23 protein-coding genes are annotated in these 23497 nt (G+C 55.1%); 17 read left to right on the top strand and 6 right to left on the bottom strand.

All coding sequences use genetic code 11. The features are described from left to right. Positions 1-44 precede the first annotated feature (44 nt). Complete coding sequence (locus ACFDAU_RS08685; protein WP_413436545.1) at positions 45-656, top strand: glutathione S-transferase; 612 nt, start codon at positions 45-47, stop codon at positions 654-656. Positions 657-757: 101 nt separating this feature from the next. Here the strand turns inward: ACFDAU_RS08685 and ACFDAU_RS08680 are convergent, their stop codons facing one another. After that, positions 758-1243 (bottom strand): DsrE family protein, encoded by a 486-nt coding sequence (locus tag ACFDAU_RS08680; RefSeq protein ID WP_124705294.1) that lies wholly within the window; start codon positions 1241-1243, stop codon positions 758-760. Positions 1244-1387: 144 nt separating this feature from the next. Continuing rightward, on the bottom strand, positions 1388-1798 hold the full coding sequence (locus ACFDAU_RS08675) for a DsrE family protein (protein ID WP_413436544.1): 411 nt from the start codon (positions 1796-1798) through the stop codon (positions 1388-1390). Between the two features lie 211 nt (positions 1799-2009). Between ACFDAU_RS08675 and ACFDAU_RS08670 the strand changes: the two genes are divergently transcribed. The 4 genes from ACFDAU_RS08670 (at position 2010) to zwf (ending at position 5805) form a co-directional block, all read left to right on the top strand. Next, a complete protein-coding gene (locus ACFDAU_RS08670) occupies positions 2010-2564 on the top strand; it encodes an RNA polymerase sigma factor (protein ID WP_413436543.1) in 555 nt (184 codons plus the stop codon). After that, positions 2561-3289, top strand: coding sequence for a hypothetical protein (locus tag ACFDAU_RS08665; protein ID WP_413436542.1), 729 nt, complete (start codon positions 2561-2563; stop codon positions 3287-3289). Before ACFDAU_RS08670 ends, ACFDAU_RS08665 begins: the two co-directional genes overlap by 4 nt. Positions 3290-3406: 117 nt before the next feature. Then, positions 3407-4327: a phosphogluconate dehydrogenase (NAD(+)-dependent, decarboxylating) gene (gnd, locus tag ACFDAU_RS08660; protein WP_413436541.1), complete on the top strand. Its 921-nt coding sequence runs from the start codon at positions 3407-3409 to the stop codon at positions 4325-4327. Beyond that, the gene (zwf, locus tag ACFDAU_RS08655; protein ID WP_413436540.1) at positions 4324-5805 is read left to right on the top strand and encodes a glucose-6-phosphate dehydrogenase; all 1482 of its coding nucleotides are present in this window, start codon (positions 4324-4326) and stop codon (positions 5803-5805) included. Before gnd ends, zwf begins: the two co-directional genes overlap by 4 nt. Before the next feature lie 17 nt (positions 5806-5822). Here the strand turns inward: zwf and ACFDAU_RS08650 are convergent, their stop codons facing one another. Continuing rightward, the gene (locus ACFDAU_RS08650; protein ID WP_413436539.1) at positions 5823-6992 is read right to left on the bottom strand and encodes a Do family serine endopeptidase; all 1170 of its coding nucleotides are present in this window, start codon (positions 6990-6992) and stop codon (positions 5823-5825) included. A gap of 182 nt (positions 6993-7174) precedes the next feature. Here ACFDAU_RS08650 and petA point away from each other — a divergent pair, with 182 nt between their 5' ends. From petA to ACFDAU_RS08625, 5 genes are all read left to right on the top strand, one after another. Beyond that, on the top strand, positions 7175-7768 hold the full coding sequence (gene petA / locus ACFDAU_RS08645; protein ID WP_413436538.1) for a ubiquinol-cytochrome c reductase iron-sulfur subunit: 594 nt from the start codon (positions 7175-7177) through the stop codon (positions 7766-7768). A 3-nt stretch (positions 7769-7771) separates the two neighbouring features. Further along, entirely contained in the window at positions 7772-8995 is a 1224-nt protein-coding gene (locus ACFDAU_RS08640; RefSeq protein WP_413436537.1) for a cytochrome b, read from the top strand. After that, positions 8995-9714 carry a cytochrome c1 gene (locus ACFDAU_RS08635; protein ID WP_413436536.1) on the top strand — a complete coding sequence of 240 codons (720 nt, stop codon included), beginning with the start codon at positions 8995-8997 and terminating at the stop codon, positions 9712-9714. The genes ACFDAU_RS08640 and ACFDAU_RS08635 overlap by 1 nt, the downstream gene beginning before the upstream one ends. A gap of 78 nt (positions 9715-9792) precedes the next feature. Then, the gene (locus ACFDAU_RS08630) at positions 9793-10392 is read left to right on the top strand and encodes a glutathione S-transferase N-terminal domain-containing protein (RefSeq protein WP_124705286.1); all 600 of its coding nucleotides are present in this window, start codon (positions 9793-9795) and stop codon (positions 10390-10392) included. Next, entirely contained in the window at positions 10392-10778 is a 387-nt protein-coding gene (locus tag ACFDAU_RS08625; protein WP_413436535.1) for a ClpXP protease specificity-enhancing factor, read from the top strand. Before ACFDAU_RS08630 ends, ACFDAU_RS08625 begins: the two co-directional genes overlap by 1 nt. A gap of 20 nt (positions 10779-10798) precedes the next feature. Here ACFDAU_RS08625 and prmB read toward each other — a convergent pair whose 3' ends face one another. The 3 genes from prmB to ACFDAU_RS08610 form a co-directional block, all read right to left on the bottom strand. After that, a complete protein-coding gene (gene prmB, locus ACFDAU_RS08620) occupies positions 10799-11707 on the bottom strand; it encodes a 50S ribosomal protein L3 N(5)-glutamine methyltransferase (protein WP_413436534.1) in 909 nt (302 codons plus the stop codon). Beyond that, positions 11704-12834: a succinyl-diaminopimelate desuccinylase gene (gene dapE, locus ACFDAU_RS08615; RefSeq protein ID WP_413436533.1), complete on the bottom strand. Its 1131-nt coding sequence runs from the start codon at positions 12832-12834 to the stop codon at positions 11704-11706. The genes prmB and dapE overlap by 4 nt, the downstream gene beginning before the upstream one ends. Before the next feature lie 133 nt (positions 12835-12967). Beyond that, positions 12968-13315 (bottom strand): arsenate reductase, encoded by a 348-nt coding sequence (locus tag ACFDAU_RS08610; protein ID WP_413439526.1) that lies wholly within the window; start codon positions 13313-13315, stop codon positions 12968-12970. Positions 13316-13364: 49 nt separating this feature from the next. On the opposite strand from ACFDAU_RS08610, the gene ACFDAU_RS08605 reads away from it, so the two are divergent. The 7 genes from ACFDAU_RS08605 to ACFDAU_RS08575 all read left to right on the top strand — a co-directional run bounded on the left by ACFDAU_RS08605 (position 13365) and on the right by ACFDAU_RS08575 (position 23432). Further along, complete coding sequence (locus tag ACFDAU_RS08605; RefSeq protein WP_413436532.1) at positions 13365-15161, top strand: ABCB family ABC transporter ATP-binding protein/permease; 1797 nt, start codon at positions 13365-13367, stop codon at positions 15159-15161. Then, positions 15158-16477: a GNAT family N-acetyltransferase gene (locus tag ACFDAU_RS08600; RefSeq protein WP_413436531.1), complete on the top strand. Its 1320-nt coding sequence runs from the start codon at positions 15158-15160 to the stop codon at positions 16475-16477. Before ACFDAU_RS08605 ends, ACFDAU_RS08600 begins: the two co-directional genes overlap by 4 nt. 90 nt (positions 16478-16567) lie before the next feature. After that, a complete protein-coding gene (locus ACFDAU_RS08595) occupies positions 16568-16963 on the top strand; it encodes a thioredoxin family protein (protein WP_413436530.1) in 396 nt (131 codons plus the stop codon). A 102-nt stretch (positions 16964-17065) separates the two neighbouring features. Further along, positions 17066-17428, top strand: a complete 363-nt coding sequence (locus tag ACFDAU_RS08590) for a hypothetical protein (RefSeq protein WP_413436529.1) — start codon at positions 17066-17068, stop codon at positions 17426-17428. Between the two features lie 78 nt (positions 17429-17506). Further along, on the top strand, positions 17507-18760 hold the full coding sequence (locus ACFDAU_RS08585) for a TolC family protein (RefSeq protein WP_413436528.1): 1254 nt from the start codon (positions 17507-17509) through the stop codon (positions 18758-18760). Next, on the top strand, positions 18760-20307 hold the full coding sequence (locus ACFDAU_RS08580) for an efflux RND transporter periplasmic adaptor subunit (protein ID WP_413436527.1): 1548 nt from the start codon (positions 18760-18762) through the stop codon (positions 20305-20307). The genes ACFDAU_RS08585 and ACFDAU_RS08580 overlap by 1 nt, the downstream gene beginning before the upstream one ends. Further along, positions 20304-23432 (top strand): efflux RND transporter permease subunit, encoded by a 3129-nt coding sequence (locus tag ACFDAU_RS08575; RefSeq protein WP_413436526.1) that lies wholly within the window; start codon positions 20304-20306, stop codon positions 23430-23432. Before ACFDAU_RS08580 ends, ACFDAU_RS08575 begins: the two co-directional genes overlap by 4 nt. Positions 23433-23497 lie beyond the last annotated feature (65 nt).

The following is a 23497-nucleotide window of genomic DNA, read 5'->3' as shown; positions in this document are numbered from 1 at the left end:
CATCCGTGTTGGTCCGGTTAACCATTTCTATTTAGAAAGTATCTATGAAACTGATTGCATCCTTGACCAGCCCTTTTGCCCGAAAAGTACGCGTGGTGCTGGCGGAAAAACATATTGAATGCGAATTGGTGGTGGATATTCCATGGAACGAGGATAGCCACGTCCCCGATTACAATCCACTTGGGAAAATCCCTGTGCTGCTACTGGATGACGGCACCGCTCTCTATGATTCAAGGGTGATTGTGGAATATCTGGATAACGTTTCACCCGTAGGACGCATGTTTCCTCAGGATGCGCACAGTCGCATACTGGTGAAACGTTGGGAGGCCCTGGCAGATGGTATCTGTGATGCCGCCGCAGCAATTTTTATCGAAAAAAAGCGTGCACAGGATCAGCAAAATCCTGAATGGATAATCCGGCAGGAGGGAAAGATTTTTCGCGGTCTGGAAACTTTGGCGGAATATTTGGGAGAGAAGCCCTGGTGCATGGAAACGGGATTTTCCCTGGCCGATATTGCCGTGGGGTGTGCTTTGGGCTATCTGGATTTACGCTTCGCCGAGAAGATAAAATGGCGCGAGGGTTACCCAAACTTGGCTCGGCTCGCAACAAAGTTAAGCAGCCGTGCTTCATTTAGTAGTACAGAACCGCCAGTTTGAATGAAATCCTCCCCGACTGGGGAGGATAGGTATGCCGCACAAAGATGGAATTACGATCTCATCGCGCTCAAACCGCGTGTGGAGTCGATTCCAGCCGGATCTCAAGGTTTGATATAGTTGTAGCCATGCTGCTGGAGTTGCATGATTCGAATGATGCCGCCCGGGACAATCACTGATTCCGGAGCCAATTCAGGAACATGCCCCAATTTTTTTGCCATACCTTGCAAGGTGACATTGCAGGCATCAAATTCCACACCTTGTGCATCAAGGGTCTGCAGGCGCTTGGCTACCGGGGAATCCTTCAACAGCATTTTAAGACCGGGACCGTAAGCCACGACAACGATCTGTACTTTATCCTCGCCGAAGTATTGGAGCATATTGGTGGCATTGTTCAGTGTCAGGTTCCATAATTCAGGATCATCCTGGCTCACCTGCAGTACAGCATGGTGTTTGGCGAAAGGCAGGTCATGTATGAGTTTCGGGTGATCATAGGAATATCCTTGCAGAAGGGACTGAGTAGCGCCAGCGCCCAAGGAAAAAAACAGCGTGGTTGCGAATAGGGCGATTTTCACTTTATTCAAGTTCATTGCGGTGCCTTTCGATATATCAGGTTGATATTGCAATAGGGATATTCCTGTTTCGACTGCGATTGTTGCCGCGTGCTAGCTACTGAATGCCTGCCCCACTTTAACTTGCCGGTTTTGGACCGGGTGGAAGAGGCATACTTACTACTAGGGCTTTATATACTGCCACCCCTGTTTTTGTCTGTTTACAATATGGACGGCGCCAAATGGCACCACCGTGATCTTAGGCGCCAAATCACTGTCCTTCAAGTGCTCTGACTTGAGGGATCTTCCGCAGGCAATAACTTTAATTCCTTCGCTTTGTACTTTCTGGATTAGCGGGACCTCGTCACTAAAAGCTGTCAGCAGTTTCACGCTGGGACCGTAGACCACAATCTCGAATTGTGCCTTGGTCAGGACTTCATGCATGTTCGAGGCGAGTATCAGGGCACGTTTGAAATCGGCGGCATCATTGCCATTTGCCTGGACCACTACTCCTTCGGAAACAGGGCCGTCATGTGCAAATAGCGCATTACTCAGACCAAAAAACAGCAGCAGTATAAATATGATTTTCTTCATCTCCAACTCCTTTTTATTGCGTTCTAAAAGCATTAATGATTGATGCGGGCAATAATACATCTTTGTTATGTGGCCTAATATAGACAAATTGCACTATAGAAATATTCCATGACAAAAGGGAATATTTTCCGGAATGGAATAGATTGATAGGGTCCAGCGTCTAACCAATCATGCAGCACTTCAACACAACCAATACTGGTCTTTTCAGGGTATGAATTTTTTATCTTTGCTGATTGGCGATGGAAATTTGCGCGTTCAACTCAAGGAACGGCGCACGCGTTTATATCGTGTTGCGTACTCCTGGTGCCATGATCGTTCATTGGCGGATGATTTGGTGCAAGAGGCGCTCACTCGCGGATTGGCCCGGCTACATCAGTTGCGCGACCCGGCTCAGCTTGACAGCTGGCTGTTCAAAATTTTGCATAACTGCTGGCGCGATTGCTTTAGGTGTCAAAAAAACTTTCAGGATGTTGACGAACTGGAAGACCATCACTATGCCCATGACGAAACCCCCGAGCATATCCATTCACGCAGCCAGATAGTTGATCGGGTGCGCGCCGCGGTTGCGCAATTGCCGATAGGCCAGCGTCAAGTACTGACGCTGATTGATCTGGAAGGGTTCAGCTACAATCAGGTGGCCGAAATCCTTGAAATCCCGGTAGGAACAGTGATGAGTCGCTTGTGCCGTGGACGCCAGTCCTTGAAAGCGAAATTGATTGGGTTGTCACCTGAGGCAAAAACGGGGACGCTGAGGAGCGTTAAATGAAGCCGAAAATCTCCCAAGAGCAATTGAATGCATTTATTGACGGCGAGCTGGATCTGGTTGAAAAAGACAGGCTGTTTGTTGCGTTGGAGAAAGATCCGGAAATCGCTCACCAGCTCTGTGCATTACGTGCCGTCAAGGAAATGGTCAGTCACGGTTATGCAGAGCCGCCTCCCGCATACCAGAAAAACATGACACGCCAATTTGGTGCGTCGCACTATTTGGCAACCGGCATGGTGCTTGTGTTAGGGCTTGCGATAGGCTGGTTTGGGCGCGACTGGAATAACCCGCAGCGGCCGGCGCAACCCGCACTGAATCAGGCCGGATTGCAGCGCCCGGTCAGCTTGTCTGGCATCAAATCAGACACCCAAAAAATTGTTCTGCACGTAGATTCTGATCACCCAGGCAAATTAAAAACCTTGCTTGATGATGTGGACTACCTGCTTCAGCAGGAGAGAGTTGTTGGGCAGCCTGTTCAGGTCGAAGTGATTGCCAATAGTTATGGCCTCGACCTTTTGCGTGCCGACGTCACTCCCTATGCCGCTCGAATTGAGAAGCTTACGCGTCAGCATACCAACATTAGTTTTGTTGCTTGCGGACAGACTATGCGCCGCTTGAGTAAAGAAGGCATTAAAGTCAAACTGCTTCCCGAGACCCGGGTTGCACCCACTGCTGTTGGAGAAATCATCAACCGCCTGCAGCAGGGTTGGACTTATATCAAGGTTTAGCCCACTTATATTTTCTTTATCCGGTTGTATTGTCGCTTTTAGCCATCTAGCATAAAGCCATGTGTGCTATAGCAGCATGCGGCATGTATGGAGTCGACGTTAATCGGAGAAAAGTGAATGAAGCAGATCGGGATGCTGGGGTTGGGAAAAATGGGTGCCAATATGGCGCGGCGCCTGGCGCACGGGGGTGTGGTTGTCCATGCCTGGAATCGCAGTCATGACGTCGCGCTCAATCTTGCGCAGGAACACGCCAATATTTTGGCACAGGAGTCCCTGGCTGATCTGGTGGCTGGACTGGCAGCACCGCGTCTGGTCTGGTTGATGCTGCCTGCCGGGCGGCCAACGGAAGACGCGCTTGAGGCATTGTTGCCACTCTTGTCACCCGGCGACACCGTAGTGGATGGCGCCAACGCTTATTACAAAGATTCCCAACGACATGCTGCGCAATTGAAGCAAGCAGGCTTGCATTTTATGGATGCAGGTGTCTCCGGTGGCATATGGGGGCTGCAGAACGGCTACGCCTTGATGGTGGGGGGCGGCGCAGAAGCGCTTGCTGCTGCAGAGCCTTTCATTAAAATTCTTGCCCCGGCACCTGGTACCGGCTGGCTGCATTGCGGCGTTGCTGGAAGTGGTCACTTCGTCAAGATGGTGCATAACGGTATCGAATACGGAATGATGCAGGCTCTGGCCGAAGGGCTGGCCTTGATGAAAGGCAAACGCGAATTCGATATTGATCTGGCTGCCGTGGCTGAAATGTGGCGCCATGGCAGTGTGGTGCGCTCGTGGCTGTTGGATCTGGCTACCGAATTTTTGCAACGTGATCAAGCTCTCGATGATATTCAACCTTATGTTGCCGACTCGGGTGAAGGGCGCTGGACGGTGCTCGAGTCGGTTGAGCAGGGCACGCCTACACCGGTAATGTCGATGGCATTGATGATGCGCTTTGCATCGCAAGGACAAGGCGACTACGCCAACAAGCTACTGGCGATGATGCGCATGGGATTTGGTGGCCATGCGGTGAAAGAAGGTGATGCATGAGCGAGACCGTAATGTATCCGTGTAATTTTGTCATTTTTGGCGCCACTGGCAATCTTGCCTCGAACAAACTGATTCCCGCGCTGTATCGATTGGAACAGGCGAAACGTTTGCCCGAGAATCTTACGTTTATTGCTTTTGGCCGACGCGTATGGGACGACAAAATGTGGCGCGAGCATGTCATGACCCTGTTGCATGACAAGATTCTGGATCGCGGTGCTGAAGATGTATGCGCGCGTTTTGTGGCGCGTTTCAATTATCTGCAAGGTGAATTGGGTGAGGTGGAATCCTACCAGCGCCTCAAGGAGGAGCTGGGCAAACCCAAAGCCGGCGTGTGTTCCAATGTGATATTTTATCTCGCGATCAAACCCACCGACTTTTCCTCGGTAATCAAAAACCTGGATAAATCAGGGCTCAGCAAGCCACGCGGAATGCATCGCATCGTGGTGGAAAAACCCTTTGGCGAGGATATTGAGTCTGCTCAATATCTCAATGAGTTATTGCACCGCCATTTTGATGAACAGCAAATATTCCGCATAGACCACTATCTGGGTAAGGAAACTGTACAGAACCTGCTGGTGTTCCGCTTTGCGAATACGCTTATCGAACCATTATGGAACCGCAATTTTATCGACCATGTGCAAATTACGGTGGCGGAAACGGTAGGAATCGAAAACCGTGCCGATTATTATGATAAAGCAGGTGCTTTGCGCGACATGCTGCAAAATCACTTGATGCAATTGCTTACCGTGGTGGCGATGGAACCACCGCCGGCGCTGGAAGCGGATGCGTTACGCGATGAAAAAGTCAAAGTGCTGCGCTCCATCCGCCCTATACCCCGGCGTTCTGTGCATGCCCATGCTTTCCGGGCACAGTATGCGCCGGGCGCCATTGAAGGTACTGCAGTACAGGGTTATCAGCAGGAGTCCGGCGTCGAACCAAATTCGATTACTGAAACATTCGTTGCGGCCAAGTTCTACATCGATAACTGGCGTTGGCGGGGTGTGCCGTTTTATCTGCGCACCGGTAAACGACTTGCGGATCAAACTTCCATGATCGCGCTGCGTTTTCGACATCCGCCTCAGCAACTGTTCCGCGAAACTCCGCTAGAGACCATAGACCCGAATTGGATCGTACTTTCCATCCAGCCGGAAGAAAGCATGCGCATGGAAATCCAGGTCAAGCAGCCCGGCCTGGATATGGATACGCGCATGATGCAGCTCAATGCCAGCTATCGTCAGACCCATGAGGCGCCGCTGGACGCCTACGAAACCTTATTGCTCGATGTGATCGAAGGCGACCGTACGCTGTTTATTCGTTTTGACGAGGTAGAGTGGGCGTGGCGCGTGGTTGACCCAATTATCAAATACTGGGCGCAGGAGCGTGATTTCATCCACACTTATCGCGCAGGCAGTTGGGGGCCGCAGGAAGCCAACCGCCTGTTCGATTCGGAAGATCAGGAATGGCGCAACGCGCTCTGATCTTAATCGTTGAATAGCTATTGTTCATCATCGACTGGTTGTTCGATTTTGGGACGCTTGTTGATATTGACGGTAGCAACGATTTCCTTCGCCTTGCGCAGCAGCTTCAATTGAGCCGTTTGGCCAGGCGTTTGCGCCGCAATCAATTGCAACAGTGAAGTGGAATCCTTTACAGGTTTGCCGTTGACGTCAATCAAGACATCCCCTGGTTTGATACCCGCCAAATCCGCAGGGCCACCTTTGAGTATCCCGGCGATAAGTGCGCCATCCGTGTTGGGTAATTTGAATGATTCGGCCAGTTCTGGCGTCAAATCCTGGACTTCAACCCCGATCCAGCCGCGCGTTACAGATCCGTGTTTGATAATCTGGTCCATGATCTGGACAACCAGGCTGACCGGAATGGCAAAACCAATACCTTGTGAGCCGCCGGTACGCGTATAGATAGCACTATTGATACCAATAAGATTGCCTTGCGCATTGACCAGCGCGCCACCCGAATTGCCCGGATTGATGGCGGCGTCAGTCTGGATGAAGTTTTCGAATGTATTGATGCCAAGGTGCGTGCGTTCAAGCGCACTGATAATGCCCATTGTGACCGTCTGACCGACACCGAATGGATCGCCGATAGCTAAAACGAAATCGCCGACATTGCCTTTATCCGGCTGGGCAAAACTGATGGCAGGCAGTCCTGAAAGATTAACTTTGAGCACTGCAAGATCCGTTTCTGGATCAGAGCCCACTACCTTGGCAAGTACCGTCCGTCCGTCATGCAGCGCAACCTGAATTTCATCTGCAGCTTCGACAACGTGATGATTGGTAAGAATGTAGCCATCCGAGCTGACGATAACACCCGAGCCGAGATTGTTGACACGTTGCGAACGTGATGTGGGATGGTCGCCAAAAAAGCGTTTGAAGATGGGGTCGTCAGCCAATGGATTACGGGGTAAGCGTACTTCCTTGCTGGTAAAAACATTTACTACGGATGGAATGGCTTTTTTGGCTGCCGCGCTTAACGAATCGATCTGTACTCCACCACTGCTCGGCGCCGCTACTTCACGAATGGTGATGCCTGGAGCATGTTGTGCGCTACGCCAGGTGAGCCAGTCAGGCCTGAAAATAACGACTACAAAAAGCACGCCGAGCGCAATGGTTGTGCTCTGTGCAAAAACAAGCCAAAACTTCCGCATTATCAAATACACCTATGGATTAAAACAGAATAGTGGAAATTATACAGGACAGATATGGCCTGGATTTCCCGCTTAAAATTTAAATTGTCACTTAAATGCGGGCAGGGGCTTTATGTTTCAAGCCAGTTTTGGTTAAAATAGCGGTTTTTGCAAGTCTGTAGTCACCTAAACAGGGATCGTTTATGAGCAATCAACAAGTGGATCGTAGCAAGCGGCGCTTCCTTATCGCTGCCACTACTGCCGTTGGTGGAGTGGCGGGTGTCGCCGTGATGGTGCCTTTTGTCATGAGTATGCTACCGAGCGAGCGAGCCAAGGCCGCAGGTGCGCCAGTCGATGTGGACATCAGCAAGTTGGAGTCTGGCATGTTGCTGGCAGTCGCTTGGCAGGGCAAACCGGTATGGGTAGTCAGCCGCACCAAGGAAATGCTGGCCAGACTGCCTAAAAATGACTCGTTTTTGCTGGATCCAAAGTCAGAGCAGCCGCAACAACCCGAATACTGCAAAAACGAATGGCGCTCCATCAAGCCCGAATTTTTGGTGGTAGTTGGCATCTGCACTCACCTTGGTTGCTCTCCTACCTTCCGTAAAGACGTCGGGGCCGCGGATCTGGGCGCTGATTGGCCCGGTGGCTGGCTCTGCCCTTGTCACGGTTCCAAATATGACCTTGCAGCCCGGGTGTTCAAGGATGTGCCGGCGCCTCTGAATATGGATATCCCACCATACAAATTTGTCAACGACAACCTGATCCTGGTTGGTGATGACAGTAAAGGAGCGTAACGAATGAGTACCATGCAAAAATTTGTTGGCTGGATAGATGAGCGTTTCCCGTTGACAGCCAACTGGAAAACGCATTTGTCCGAGTACTACGCACCGAAAAATTTCAATTTCTGGTACTTCTTTGGGTCACTGGCGTTATTGGTACTGGTGATGCAGATCGTTACCGGTATCTTCCTCACCATGAACTACAAACCGGATGCTGCTCTTGCATTCATGTCAGTCGAGTACATCATGCGCGACGTGGACTGGGGTTGGCTCATCCGCTACATGCACTCCACTGGCGCCTCGATGTTCTTCGTGGTGGTGTACCTGCATATGTTCCGTGGTCTGATGTATGGCTCATACCGCAAACCACGCGAATTGATCTGGGTATTTGGCATGTTCCTCTACCTCGCACTAATGGCCGAAGCATTCATGGGCTACTTGCTGCCATGGGGCCAGATGTCGTATTGGGGCGCGCAGGTGATTATTTCCCTGTTTGGCGCAATTCCAGTAATTGGTAATGACCTGTCACTGTGGATTCGCGGCGACTTCGTGGTATCGGATGCCACGCTGAACCGCTTCTTTGCTTTCCACGTGATTGCGTTGCCTCTGGTACTGGTGGGTCTGGTCGCTGCTCACATCATCGCCTTGCATGAAGTGGGCTCGAACAACCCTGACGGTATCGAAATCAAGAAGCACAAAGACCCTGTGACGCACATTCCGCTGGATGGTATTCCTTTCCACCCGTATTACACGGTGAAGGACATCATGGGCGTAGTGGTGTTTCTGATGATATTTTCGGCGATTGTCTTCTTTGCACCAACATTCGGTGGCTGGTTCATTGAAGCCAACAACTTCATCCCAGCCAACCCATTGAAAACGCCTCCGCATATTGAGCCGGTATGGTATTTCACCCCGTTCTACGCCATTCTGCGCGCTGTGCCGGATAAATTCCTTGGTGTGGTGGCGATGGGCGCGTCAGTGGTGATCATGTTCTTCCTGCCATGGCTGGATCGATCCAAAGTTAAATCAATCCGTTATCGCGGCACTTTATACAAGAGCTTCCTGACTGCGTTTGTTATCAGCTTTATTGCACTGGGTTATCTTGGCACCCAAGGTGTTACCGTGCTTACCACGAACCTGGCGCGGGGATTTAGCGTGATTTATTTCGCCTTCTTCCTGTTAATGCCTTGGTACACCAAGATAGACAAGACCAAACCTGAACCGGAAAGGGTGACTGGATAATGAAGAAGTTTCTGTTTGCGCTACTGTTTGTGCCTCTGCTTGCCTTTGGATCGGAAGAGAGCGTCCATCTGGATAAAGCGCCGGTCAACCTGGAAGACTACGCGTCACTGCAACGTGGCGCGCGCATCTTCACCAACTATTGCCTGAGCTGCCACAGTGCCAATGCCATGCGCTATTCGCGTCTGGAGGATATTGGCCTGACCAAAGACCAGATCAAGAATAATCTGATGTTTGCGAGTGCGAACGTGGGCGATACCATGAGCATTAGCATGAGCCCTGCAAATGCCCAGGAATGGTTCGGCGCCGCTCCTCCGGATCTTTCCGTCGAGGCGCGCTCACGCACTCCGGACTGGTTGTACACGTATCTGCGCAGCTTCTACCTTGACAATACCCGCCCTACTGGCTGGAACAATACGGTATTCGAAAAAGTGGGAATGCCGAATGTTCTCTGGAGTTTGCAGGGTGAGCAGGTGCTTAAAAAAGGTGCCGATGCCCATGATGAGCATACTGCTCCGGAGTTCGAACTGGTCAAGCCGGGCAAGATGAGCCAAGTAGAGTACAACGCCATGGTTGGCGATCTGGTCAATTATTTGACCTGGATGGGCGAACCCATACAGACTACCCGTAAGGAGTTAGGAATCGTGGTAATGCTGTTCCTTGGAGTATTCTTTATTCTGGCTTATTACCTGAAGAAAGAGTTCTGGAAGGATATTCACTAAGTTCCACCCATACATTCCATCATTGTTTTCGCGGCCGGCGGTATTCCGCCGGCCATGTCATTTTCAGGGTAAAGCATCATGATGACTTTGTATTCCGGTAATACCTGTCCTTATAGCCAGCGCTGCCGTATTGTTCTGTTCGAAAAAGGCATGGATTTTGAAATCATTGACGTGGACTTGCACAACAAGCCCGAAGATCTGGCGCTGATGAATCCCTACAATCGTGTTCCAGTATTGGTAGAACGCGATCTTATTCTGTATGAAGCGAATATCATCAACGAATACATCGATGAGCGCTTTCCGCACCCGCAGCTCATGCCCGCCGACCCGGTAATGCGCGCACGGGCACGCCTGTTCCTGTTTAATTTTGAACAGGATCTTTTCAGCCATGTGCATGCAATAGAGCACGGCAGCCAGAAAGCAGCGGAAAAAGGGCGTGCGATGGTGCGCGACAGCCTGACCCAGATAGCCCCGATTTTTGCCAAGCAGAAATACATGCTGAATGATGATTTCTCCATGCTTGACGTAGCCATTGCTCCCTTGCTGTGGCGGCTGGATCATTATGACGTTCAGCTACCGCGGCAAGCCGCCAATCTGCTTAAATATGCCGAACGAATTTTTAGCCGGCCTGCATTTATTGAAGCACTGACACCTAACGAAAAAGCGATGCGCAAGTAATGCCATCCACCACGACCAAGCCCTACTTGATTCGTGCCATTTACGAATGGTGCGTAGACAATGGCTTTACTCCGCATCTCTCGGTTGCTGTCGATCAGAATACGCGGGTGCCAATGGAGTTTGTCAAGGAAGGCCAGATCGTGCTTAACCTGTCTGCCAGCGCGACTCGAAATCTCACCATGGACAATGAATGGGTGCAGTTTTCCGCCCGGTTTGGCGGAGTTTCGCGCGAGCTGCACATTCCCATGTCGGCAGTGGTTGGTATTTTTGCCCGTGAAAACGGGGAAGGAATGGGTTTCGCAGTAGAAAAACCAACCGATCCATCAAGTCCGCCCGAAACAGATCCGCCAAAACCCACCAAGCCCAGTCTTAAAATCGTCAAATAAGGGCAGGTCTCAGCCTGTTTTTATTGCCCCAGCAATTGTTCTCGCGTCACCAGAAACACATATTCATCGCTGTCGCCGGTATCCAGCCAGGTGAGTGACGGATCCTGAAATTCTCTCTCCAGCGCGTCACGATTATGGCCGATTTCAGCAACCAGAATTCCTCCAGGATTAAGATGGGCCGGTGCGGCGGCGAGTATGGCGCGGATATGTTCCAGACCATCAGACCCGCTGGCTAGTGCAAGCTGCGGTTCTGCCAGATATTCAGCAGGCAGCAACGCCATGCTGGACGCGTTGACGTAAGGGGGGTTGCTTACAATAACGTCGTAGGTACGGCCGGAAAGCTGGCTGAACAAATCAGATTTTAAGGTGTGTACTTGCGCCTGCAACTGAAAGTCGGTGATATTACGCTGGGCAACCGACAACGCATCAACGGATATATCCACTGCGTCGATTGCAGCATTGGGGAAGGCATGCGCCATCAAAATGGCCAGACAGCCAGAACCCGTGCACATATCCAATCCGGTTTGCACAGACTCGGGGTCTTCCACCCAGGGAGCCAGTTGTTCACGCAATAATTCGGCAATGAACGAGCGCGGAATAATCACTCGCTCATCCACATAAAAAGCGAATTCTCCCAGCCAGGCCTGATGCGTGATGTAGGCCGAAGGGATGCGTTGCTTCACGCGTTTCTCGAATACCAGTTTCAGATCTTCGCGCTCCACTTCGGTAAGGCAGGCATCGAGAAACGGATCCAGCCGGTCCAGAGGCAGATGCAGGCTGTGCAGGATAAGGTAAGCGGCTTCATCGAAGGCATTCGTCGTGCCGTGTCCGAAAAACACACCGGCCTCGTTCATGCGGCTCACCCCGAAGCGCAGCCAGTCGCGCACCGTAATCAGCGCATCGGTATCGTGAAAATAATCGTGACTCATCGGCTTAACAGTTTTTCCAGGGTTTTTTGATAAATGGCGCGCAGTGGCTCCAGTGCGGCGATTGGCACATTTTCATTGAGCTTGTGGATGCTGGCGTTCATCGGGCCGAACTCCACCACCTGTGTACAGATGTCGGCAATAAAACGTCCGTCCGAAGTGCCACCAGTAGTGGAGAGCTCGGTATCCAGCCCGGTGACCTCCTTGATCGCGGTACTGATGGCTTCCACCAGGCTGCCGCGCGGCGTGAGGTAGGGCTTGCCTGATTCTTCCCAATCGAGATCGTATTCAAGGCCGTGTCGGTCAAGTACCTCGTGTACTCGAACTTTCAAATCATCTTTGGTGCTGGCCGTGGAATGGCGAAAATTGAAGCGGATTTCCACTGTGCCGGGCACTACGTTGGTGGCGCCGGTGCCACCGTGGATATTGGAAATTTGCCAACTGGTCGGCGGGAAATATTCGTTGCCTTTATCCCATTCGATCGCAGCCAGTTCGGCGATGACCGGGGCGGCCTGGTGGATGGGGTTCCTGACCAGGTGTGGATAGGCAATGTGCCCCTGTATGCCTTTTACCGTAAGGCGCCCGGACAGGGAACCGCGCCGGCCATTTTTGATGGTATCGCCCAGTTGCGACACGCAGGTCGGTTCGCCTACGATGCAGCAGTCAATTTTTTCGCCGCGCGCAGCCAACATTTCGACAACTTTTACAGTGCCATCGGTGGCGATCCCTTCCTCATCCGAAGTAATCAGCAAGGCAATCGAACCGATGTGATCGGGATGCTGGGCGACGAAACCTTCTATCGAAGTCACAAACGCCGCCAGTGAGGCTTTCATGTCCGATGCGCCGCGTCCGTACAAAATACCATCGCGTATCGTGGGGGTGAACGGATCGGAATACCATTGATCCAGCGGCCCGGTTGGCACCACATCGGTATGCCCGGCAAAGCATACCACCGGGCTGGTATCGCCCCGGCGCGCCCACAAGTTGATGACGCCGTTAGAGGTGATGGTTTCAAAACGAAATCCCAATGGCGCCAGGCGTTCCTGCATTAAAGCCTGACAACCAGCGTCATCAGGAGTGTTGGAGCGACGCGAAATAAGCTGCTGGGTGAGTGCGAGGGTATCGGTCATGTCGATTTATTTGCTGGCAGTTACGAGGGAATGGTTAATTTCTGTTCGAATGTGCGTGTTGCGGCCACAGCCGGGCTGGCGACTAGTGGTGCCGGAATTATCAGTCCAGCTAACAAAAGCATTTGTTCTCATGTCACGTTCCCAGGACAGCAGCATATTCCGCGGGGCTAAATCCGATTACTATTTGGTGCGCATGCTCCAGCACCGGGCGTTTGATCACGCTGGTTTTTTCCATCATCAGCGCAAACGCGGCTTCCTGGTTAGTGATGTTGGCTTTTATCGCGTCTGGCAACTGGCGCCAGGTCATGCCCTGACGGTTAAGCAATTTTTCCCAGCCCGCCTGTTGCGCCCAGGCGGTCAGCAACGCGACATTTATGCCAGATTTCTTGAAATCATGAAATTCGTAAGCCTGGCCGTGTTCATCCAGCCAGGCCAAGGCTTTTTTGACCGTAGTGCAATTGGAAATACCGTAAATGCGCATGGTGCCGATAGAATAGTAATAATTCGCCCATTTTAATCGAGAACTGCTCATGCGTCGCTTCGCTTCTGACGGCGGCCAGCCTGGCACTGCCGACTGGCGCACTATCCGCCTGCTATTGCCCTATCTGTGGGAATACAAATGGCGCGTCGCTATTGCGCTGAGTTTCCTGATCGGCGCCAAACTCGCCGTAGTGGGCGTCCCGCTGATATTGAAGCGGGTCGTGGATTCGCTCAACCAGCCCAAGGCAGCCTTGGTCGTACCGGTGGCCCTGTTGTTGGGCTACGGCGCATTGCGGCTGGCCAGCACGGTGTTTTCCGATCTGCGCGACATCGTGTTCGCCAAAGTGACTCAGCACGCCATCCGCCGCGTAGGGCTGGAGGTATTCCGTCACCTGCATAATCTCTCGCTGCGCTTTCATCTGGAACGCCAGACTGGCGGGGTGTCGCGCGACATAGAGCGGGGTGCGCGCGGCATTTCCTCGCTGATCAACTTCACCCTGTTTTCCATCCTGCCCACGCTGATTGAAATCAGCCTGGTGGCGGGAATACTGTTTGCCAAATTCGACTGGATATTCGCCGCCATCACCCTGGCGGTGCTGGTGGTGTATATCGCACTCACCATCACCATTACAGAATGGCGTACCCATATTCGCCGTGAAATGAACGAACTCGACTCGCAGGCCAATACCAAGGCCATCGACAGCCTGCTGAATTATGAGACGGTGAAATACTTCGGCAATGAGGATTTCGAGGCCAGACGCTACGACGTCAGCCTGCAGCGCTGGGAAAAAGTCGCGGTCAAGAACCAGACATCGTTGGGTCTGCTCAATGCAGCGCAGGCGATAATTATTGCCACCGGCGTGACGATCATGCTGCTGCGCGCTTCCGCGGGTGTGGTTGCGGGCAAGCTCACCATTGGTGATCTGGTGATGATCAACGCCTTCCTGATCCAGATGTTCATTCCGCTGAATTTCCTGGGCGTGATGTATCGCTCGATCAAACAGTCTCTCACCGATATCGAGCGGCTGTTCAAGCTGCTCCACGTCAACCGCGAAATCCAGGACGCTCCGGCTGCCCGACCGCTGCAACTCAAGGGCGGTGTGGTGCGCTTCGAAGATGTGCGTTTCGGCTATGATGCGGACCGCAAGATATTGCATGGCGTGAGTTTTGACATCCCCGCCGGGCACAACATAGCGGTGGTCGGCACCAGCGGGGCCGGCAAATCCACACTGGCGCGGCTGCTGTTCCGCTTCTACGACGTGACCGGCGGCCGCATCAGCATCGATGGCCAGGACATCCGCAGCGTCACCCAGCATAGCCTGCGTGCCGCGATTGGCATCGTGCCGCAGGATACCGTGCTGTTCAACGACAGCATCTACTACAACATCGCTTACGGTCGCCCCGAGGCCAGCCGAGAAGAAATCGTCGAGGCAGCGCGCGCTGCTCACATCCTGCATTTTATCGAGTCGCTCCCCAAAGGCTGGGAAACCACCGTGGGCGAACGCGGCCTCAAACTCTCGGGAGGTGAAAAGCAGCGCGTGGCGATTGCGCGTACCTTGCTCAAAAATCCGGCCATCCTGATCCTGGACGAAGCCACTTCCGCACTCGACACAACGACCGAAAAAATTATCCAGGCCGAACTCAAGGAAATCGCCAAATCGCGCACCACACTGACCATTGCCCACCGTCTGTCCACCATCATCGACGCAGATCAAATATTGGTGATGGAACAGGGCGAAATCGTCGAGCGTGGCAGTCATCGCGAGTTGCTGGCGCACAACGGCGTATATGCGCGGCTCTGGGCGATGCAGCAGGAAGAAGCCGCAGAAAGGATAGAAGCCGCATGATCCTGCATGTCGAAACGGTAAGCTGGGCGCAACAATCCGCCACTTTGGCAAGCCTGCGCCGCACCGTTTTTATCGAAGAGCAGGGCGTGCCGGAAGCGCTGGAATGGGATGGGCTGGACGCCGCTGCGACCCATTTCATTGCACTGGCCAGTGGCAGCGCGGTCGGCTGCGCCCGATTGCTTGCAGATGGCCACATCGGCCGTATGGCGGTGCTGCCAGCCTGGCGCGGCAAAGGCGCAGGGCGCGCATTGCTGAATGCCGTGTTGCATGCCGCACGTCAGAAGCATCTGGGCTGGCTGTATCTGAATGCCCAGACCCATGCCGCGGGATTTTATGCCCGCTTCGGTTTTCAACCCGTTGGCGCGGAATTTCCCGACGCCGATATTCCTCACCTACGTATGGAGCTTGTTATGCCACAACACACCGATACTCTCAATCAGCAGTTTGCCATTGCCGGCAAGCTTGAATTTGTCGATGCCGCAGCGGGGTTGCCGGTAGTCAAAATTACCACGCCGCATGCAAGCGCACGCATTGCAGTACAGGGTGCGCAAGTGCTGGAATGGCAGCCAAGCGGGCAACTGCCGGTGCTGTGGGTGAGCCGCGCTGCAGTGTATCAACCAGGCAAAGGTGTGCGCGGCGGTGTACCGGTATGCTGGCCATGGTTCGGCGCGGGCGAGGCAGGCAAGCCCGCGCATGGTTTTGTGCGCACGCGCATGTGGGAAGTGCGCGAAACCGGGCAGGGCATGGCCGACAGCATATTTATCCGGTTCGGCATGAAAGATGACGAATCCACCCGCGCGCTGTGGGATTACGCTTTTGACCTGGAGCTGATTGTCACCGTGGGGGCGGCGCTCAAGATGGAGCTGGTGACGCGTAATAAGGGCGCGACAGCATTTGAGATCAGCGAAGGATTGCATACTTATTTTCATGTAGGAAACATCCATCAAACGCAGGTACTGGGTCTGGAAAATACCGTGTACCTGGATAAAGTGCGGGATTTCGCCCGTGACACTCAAACCGGAGCGGTGCGTTTCAGTGGAGAAACCGATCGCGTATATATCGACACCCTTACCGATTGCGTAATTGATGATGCAAAACTGAACCGAAAAATCCGCGTAGCAAAAGCGGGCAGTACTTCCACAGTGGTGTGGAATCCATGGGCAGAAAAAGAGAAAGGTTTTGCTGATATGGCTGCGGGCGAGTATCAGGAAATGCTATGTGTAGAAACGGTCAATGCGGGTGATGCGCGCGTAACTGTTGCGGCGGATACCTCACATAGCATGGTCGCTTTCATCGGACTGGAAACGGGCGGGTAAATAAGCACGGTACTCAATCAGTAAGGAACCAAAGGCAGATCCGACTTATCTGTTCCTTTGGTTTCGTTGTCATTCCTGCGGTGAGATTCCATGCAAACCTTGGTATTCATAAGCTTTGTCATATTTGTTGGCCTCGTATTGGCGCTGCAATTGTCGGCTTACTGGCGCGCCCGGCGCATTGTGGGCAGTGCCGCGCCCGATACCAGTAGCGTGGATGGGATCGCTGCCGGTGAACGCCGCCGTGTTTATTATTTCTTCGCCGAGAATTGTGGGCCGTGCCGCGCCATGGCACCGCTGGTCGCCCGATTGCAGCAAACGCATCGCAATCTGGTGAAGGTGGATGTGGCGCAATCCATGGCGCTGGCACAGGCGTTCGGGATAACTGCTACGCCCAGTTTCGTTCTGGTGGAAGACAATACGATACGTCAGGTGCATCTGGGAGGCCTGAACGAAACGCGCCTCAAGCGTATGCTGGAGGCAAACTGAGACGCTGATGCGCGGGGCACAAACGGGGCAAGCGGCATGAATAATTGCATATTGAATGCCAGGTATTTGCGCAAAAGGCCATAAAGCTAATATGATGCGGTTATGAAAGTGCTACGCCAGCTGCTTATTCTGCTTTTTAGCCTCACATTGCCGTTAAACGGCTATGCGGCGCTGGCGGCTGTGCTTCCCTCCTGCCCCATGTCGCAAGATCAGAATATGGCTTCGATGTCGAATGATCAGTCATGTTGCTGCCACTGCCACGATAGTGGAGACAAGCACAGCACACCAGGCAAATGCGACCAAAACCAATGTGCACAAATGTGCAAAACAGCCAATCCATTGCCGGCACTGTCCGTGAAATTTGTTCCTTTCGCCTTATCCCAGTGGCTATCCTTGCCACCATTATCTGCCCGCATCATTTCCTCCGACGCATCCGGCGTCTGGCGTCCGCCACGCTTGCTTTGATTCTCTGATCTGGTTGTTCCCTCACCTGGTGTGAGGGGCTGTGCGCCTATGAGCGCGCTCATCCTGGGAGTTTTGAGCATGAATACATTCCTGTTGCCTGCATGGCGGCGAAATGTGCTGGCGATAACCGTGGCAATTATTGCCGTGCCCGCCGTCGCCGCACCCCTGAGTTTTGAAAAGGCCCTGCAACTGGCCGAGCGTACCGCGCCTTCGCTAGCCGTGGACAACGCACGGATCGAAGCGGCGCGACAGGCCGCCATTCCTGCCGGAGAACTGCCCGACCCGAAACTGATGCTCGGTATCGACAATTTACCCATCAATGGACCGGATCGCTTTAACCTCAACCGTGATTTCATGACCATGCGGCGCATCGGGGTCAGCCAGGAAGTGCCCAATTCAGACAAGCGCCAGGCACGTGTCGACGTGGCGCAGAGCAGCATAGCGGTGGCCGTCGCCGAGCGCCGCATCGAACGGCTCAAGGTGCGGCGCGAAGTCGCACTGGCCTGGATCGCACGCTACACCGTGGAACGCAAACTGGCATTGTTCGACGAGTTATATCGCGAAAACCGGTTGCTGGCGGAGGCGGTGCGCACCCGCATTGCCGCCGGCCGCGGCCTGGCAATGGACGCTATCCTGCCACGCCAGGAAGCGGCTGCACTGGCGGATCGCCACGACCAGCTGGAGCGCGAACGCAGCGATGCCGAAGCCGCCCTCAAGCGCTGGATAGGTCCGGAGGGAGGAGAGCCGCTGATGGGCGAAGCGCCGACCTGGCCGATTATGCCAACCACGCTCGCAGACCATCTGCATCACCACCCCGAACTCGCCGTTTATGACTCGAAGACGAATCAGGCCGAAGCCGAAGTACGCGAGGCCGAATCCATGAAAAAACCCGACTGGGCAGTGGAGCTCGCCTACCAGCAGCGCGGACCGGATTTCAGCAACATGGCTTCCATCCAGTTCACCTTTGACTTGCCGGTGTTTGCCTCACGCCGCCAGGATCCACAAATTGCCGCCAAACGTGCAGAGCTGGTACGCATAGATGCCGAGCGCGAAAACACTCTGCGCGAGCACGCCCAGATGCTGGCGACCGACCTGGCGGCCTATCAGCAACTCGACCGTGCCGTGCAGCGCCAGCACGATAGCCTGATGCCACTGGCGCAGGAGAAGGTCCAATTGGCGCTCGCGGCCTACCGTGGCGGCCAAACCGATCTGGCAACAGTGATTGCCGCACGCAGCGAATGGATTGATGCCCGCCTCAAGGCCATCGATCTTGAAGGCCAGCGCGCACTGGTCGCCGCACGCCTCCACTACGCCTACGGGGAGAATAAATAATGAATGCAAAATACCTGAAACTGGCTGTGCTGACGCTTGCACTCTTGGGCGCCGGTGCAGCGGGTGGCTACTGGTGGGCAAACCATGCCCAGATAAGCCCAGGCCCGGCAATGACAACGTCTTCGCCAGCCCCGGCCGAGCGCAAGCCACTGTACTGGTATGACCCGATGGTGCCCCAGCAGCATTTTGACAAGCCGGGCAAGTCGCCGTTCATGGACATGGCGCTGGTACCGAAATATGTCGATGACAGCGGTAATAAAGCGGAGGCCGGGTCAGTCAAGATCGATCCGAGAGTCGTGCAAAACCTGGGCATGCGTACCGCCAGCGTAACCCGGGGCAGTTTGACGCCGAAGCTGGAAGCCACCGGTGTGCTGGTTTTCAACGAGCGCGATGTGTCCATTGTGCAGGCGCGCGCGGTGGGGTTCGTGGAACGGGTATTCGCACGGGCGCCGGGTGACGTGGTCGCTGCGGGCAGCCCGCTGGTCAGCCTGCTGGTGCCGGAATGGAGTGGCGCGCAACAGGAATTTCTGGCGCTGAAAAAAAGCGGCGATGCGGGACTGATGGACGCCGCACGGCAACGCATGCAAGTGCTGGGTATGCCGTCCCAGCTGATCCAGCAGGTGGAACGCAGCGGCGTGCCGCATCCGGTGGTGACCGTGCGCTTCCCGATGAGTGGCGTGATCCGCGAACTCGATGTGCGCGCCGGCATGACGGTAAGCAGCGGTCAGACCCTGGCCAAGGTGAATGGCCTGGGTACGGTCTGGCTCGATGTGGCGGTGCCCGAGGCGCTGGCCCAGCAGATACGGGTCGGACAAAGCGCGCAGGCGCGGCCGCCTGCATTGCCGGGTGAAGTCATCCAGGGACGCGTGACGGATATCCTGCCGGAGGCCAACCTCGATACCCGCACCCTGAAGGTGCGGGTGGAGCTGCCGAATAAACATGGCCATCTGCGCCCGGGGCTGACTGCACAGGTGCAGCTGGCAGACAGCAATCAGCAAAGCGTGCTGCTGGTGCCGACCGAGGCGATTATCCGCACCGGCAAGGGCGCCATGGTCATGCTGGCCGAAAGCGGCGGCCATTACCGGCCGGTGGAGGTGCAAACCGGTGCCGAGGCAGGCGGGAAAACAGCCGTGCTGAGCGGTTTGAGTGAAGGCCAGAAGGTGGTCACCTCCGGCCAGTTCCTGATCGATTCGGATGCCAGTCTGCAGGGTATTTTCGCCGCTGCCGACGCCCCTGACACCGGCACCGGTGCCGCACCAACACCAACACCGGCACCGGCACCAGCACCAGCACCAGCACCAGCACCAGCACCAGCACCTGTGGCGCTTCAAGAGACGGAAGGTCGTATCATCAGCTTCGGTAAGGGCGAAGTTACCATAGCCAGCGGTCCGCTCATGGGCATGCCCGCCATGACCATGGACTTTGCGCTGGCACGTCCGCAACTCGTCCAGGGTATCAAGGTAGGCGACAAGGTACGCATCGGCGTGCGCCAAACCGATAGCGGCCTGGTGATCGAACGCCTCGACAAAATCGGAGGCGCAAAATGATCCGGCGCGTCATCGAATGGTCGGTCAACAACCGCTTCCTGGTGCTGCTGGCGACCCTGTTCGCCACAGCATGGGGAGTGTGGGCGGTGATGAGCACACCCATCGACGCGCTGCCGGATTTATCCGATGTGCAGGTAATCATCCGCACGCCTTACGCGGGACAGGCGCCGCAGATCGTGGAAAACCAGGTGACTTATCCGCTGGCGACCACGATGATGTCAGTACCCGGCGCGAAGACGGTACGCGGCTATTCGTTTTTCGGCGACTCCTTCGTCTATGTGCTGTTCGAGGATGGTACCGATCTGTATTGGGCACGCTCGCGGGTGCTCGAATATCTCAGCCAGTTACAGGGCAAGCTGCCGGCTGGCGCCAAGCCTTCGCTCGGCCCGGACGCGACCGGGGTGGGCTGGATTTATGAATATGCGCTGGTGGATCGCACCGGCCAGCATGATCTCGCCCAGCTACGCGCCCTGCAGGACTGGTTTCTCAAATACGAGCTGAAAAGCCTGCCTAACGTCGCCGAGGTTGCCACCATCGGCGGTATGGTCAAGCAGTACCAGGTGGTGCTCGATCCGGTGAAACTGGCCAGCTTCGGCGTGACGCACGAGCAGGTCATTCAAGCCATACGCAACGCGAATCAGGAAACCGGCGGCGGCGTGGTGGACATGTCGGAATCCGAATACATGGTACGTGCTTCGGGTTATCTGAACACGCTGGATGACTTCCGAGAAATTCCGCTGAAAGTCGGGCAGGGCGGGGTGCCGGTCACCCTGGGCGAGGTGGCGCATATCCAGCTCGGCCCGGAAATGCGCCGCGGCGTCGCCGAGCTCGACGGGCAGGGTGAAGTGGTCGGCGGTGTGGTGATCCTGCGCTCCGGTAAAAACGCGCGCACTACCATCGCGGCAGTCAAGGCCAAGCTGGCGGATCTGAAAAAAAGCCTGCCGCCGGGGGTGGAAATCGTTCCCACTTATGATCGCAGCCAGCTCATCGACAGCGCTGTGGAGAACCTCAGCCACAAGCTGATCGAGGAATTCATCGTCGTCGCGCTGGTATGCGCGATATTCCTCTGGCATCTGCGTTCCTCACTGGTGGCAATCGTGTCCTTGCCGCTGGGAGTACTGATCGCCTTTATCATCATGCGCCATCAGGGGATTAACGCCAATATCATGTCACTGGGCGGCATTGCCATCGCCATCGGTGCGATGGTCGACGCTGCCGTGGTGATGATCGAGAACGCACACAAGAAGATCGAAGCCTGGCAGCATGCGCATCCGGGCGAGACGCTACGAGGCGAGGCGCACTGGCAGGTGATTACGGCGGCGGCCGTCGAAGTCGGGCCAGCGCTGTTTTTCAGCCTGCTGGTGATTACCCTTTCGTTCATTCCGGTGTTCACGCTGGAGGCGCAGGAGGGGAGGCTGTTCGGCCCGCTGGCCTTCACCAAGAGCTACGCCATGGCGGCCGCGGCGGGTCTGTCGGTCACGCTGGTGCCGGTGCTGATGGGATACTGGATACGCGGGCGCATTCCCGACGAGCGCAGCAACCCGCTCAACCGCCTGCTCATCGGTCTTTACCGGCCAGCGCTGAATAGGGTCCTGCGCCGGCCCAAATTGACCTTGCTGATTGCATTTCTGGTTTTCCTCACCAGCGCCTGGCCGGTGAGCCGGCTGGGCGGCGAGTTTTTGCCGGCCATGGACGAAGGCGACCTGTTGTATATGCCGACTGCATTACCTGGTATTTCCGTGCAGAAAGCCACGCAACTGTTGCAGCAGACCGACCGCATGATCAAGACCGTGCCCGAAGTCGCGAGCGTGTTCGGCAAGGCGGGGCGCGCCGAGACTGCGACCGACCCGGCGCCGCTGGAAATGTTCGAGACCACCATCCAGTTCAAGCCGCGCGATCAATGGCGTCCCGGCATGACCCCTGCATTGCTGGTCAAGGCACTGGATAAAGCAGTCCAGGTGCCGGGGCTGACCAATTTATGGGTGCCGCCCATCCGCAATCGCATCGACATGCTCGCCACAGGCATTAAAAGCCCGATCGGGGTGAAAGTGGCGGGCAACAATCTGGAGCAGATCGACCGCGTCACCCAGGCAATTGAGCATGTTGCCAAAACCGTGCCGGGGGTCAGTTCTGCATTGGCGGAACGTCTCACCGGCGGGCGCTATATCAATGTCGACATTGATCGCCGCGCCGCTGCCCGCTATGGCCTGAATGTGAACGACGTGCAGTCGGTGGTGGCGAGTCTGATCGGTGGCGAGAACGTGGGCGAGACGGTGGAAGGGCTGGCGCGTTTCCCTATCAACGTGCGCTACGATCGTTCCTGGCGCAGCTCGCCCGAAGCGTTGACGCGTTTGCCCATCCTTACTCCCACGGGCGAGCAAATCACCCTCGGCACGGTGGCTAAAGTCGGCATCAGCGATGGCCCACCCATGCTCAAGAGCGAAAATGCGCGCCCCACCGGCTGGGTGTATGTGGACGTCAATGGCCGCGACCTGGCCTCGACCGTGGCCGATCTGCGCCAGGCGGTGGCACGCCAGGTCAAGCTGGAACCTGGCATGAGCGTGGCCTACAGCGGCCAGTTCGAATATCTGGAACGTGCCAACGCGCGCCTCAAGCTGGTCGTGCCAGCGACCTTGCTGATCATCTTCGTGCTGCTTTATTTCATCTTCAAGCGTTTTGATGAAGCCGGTTTAATCATGGTCACGTTGCCGTTTGCACTCACCGGTGGTCTGTGGTTTCTCTACCTGATGGGCTATAACCTGTCTGTCGCAACCGGGGTGGGATTCATCGCACTGGCCGGCGTATCCGCCGAATTCGGCGTGATCATGCTGCTCTACCTGAAGAATGCCTGGGATGCCCGGCGTGAGGCAGGACAAGGCGATGATGCCGGGCTGCTTGATGCAATCCGCGAAGGCGCGGTATTGCGGATACGCCCCAAAGCAATGACAGTGGCCGTCATCATAGCCGGCCTGTTGCCGATACTTCTGGCTACCGGCACCGGCAGCGAGATCATGAGCCGTATCGCCGCGCCCATGCTGGGCGGCATGGTGACTGCCCCACTGTTGTCGCTGTTCGTCATCCCAGCGGCATACAGCCTGATGCGCCGTCGCCGTAGCAAACCTTGATCCGGTTGGGAATATTCGCGCATGTTTGTTGTCTTGGTATATCTGTTGTAGAAAGAAATGAAGCA

The organism is Sulfuriferula sp. GW1, from assembly GCF_047300855.1.
Lineage (GTDB): Bacteria > Pseudomonadota > Gammaproteobacteria > Burkholderiales > Sulfuriferulaceae > Sulfuriferula.
This window is presented reverse-complemented; position numbering and strand designations above follow the sequence as displayed.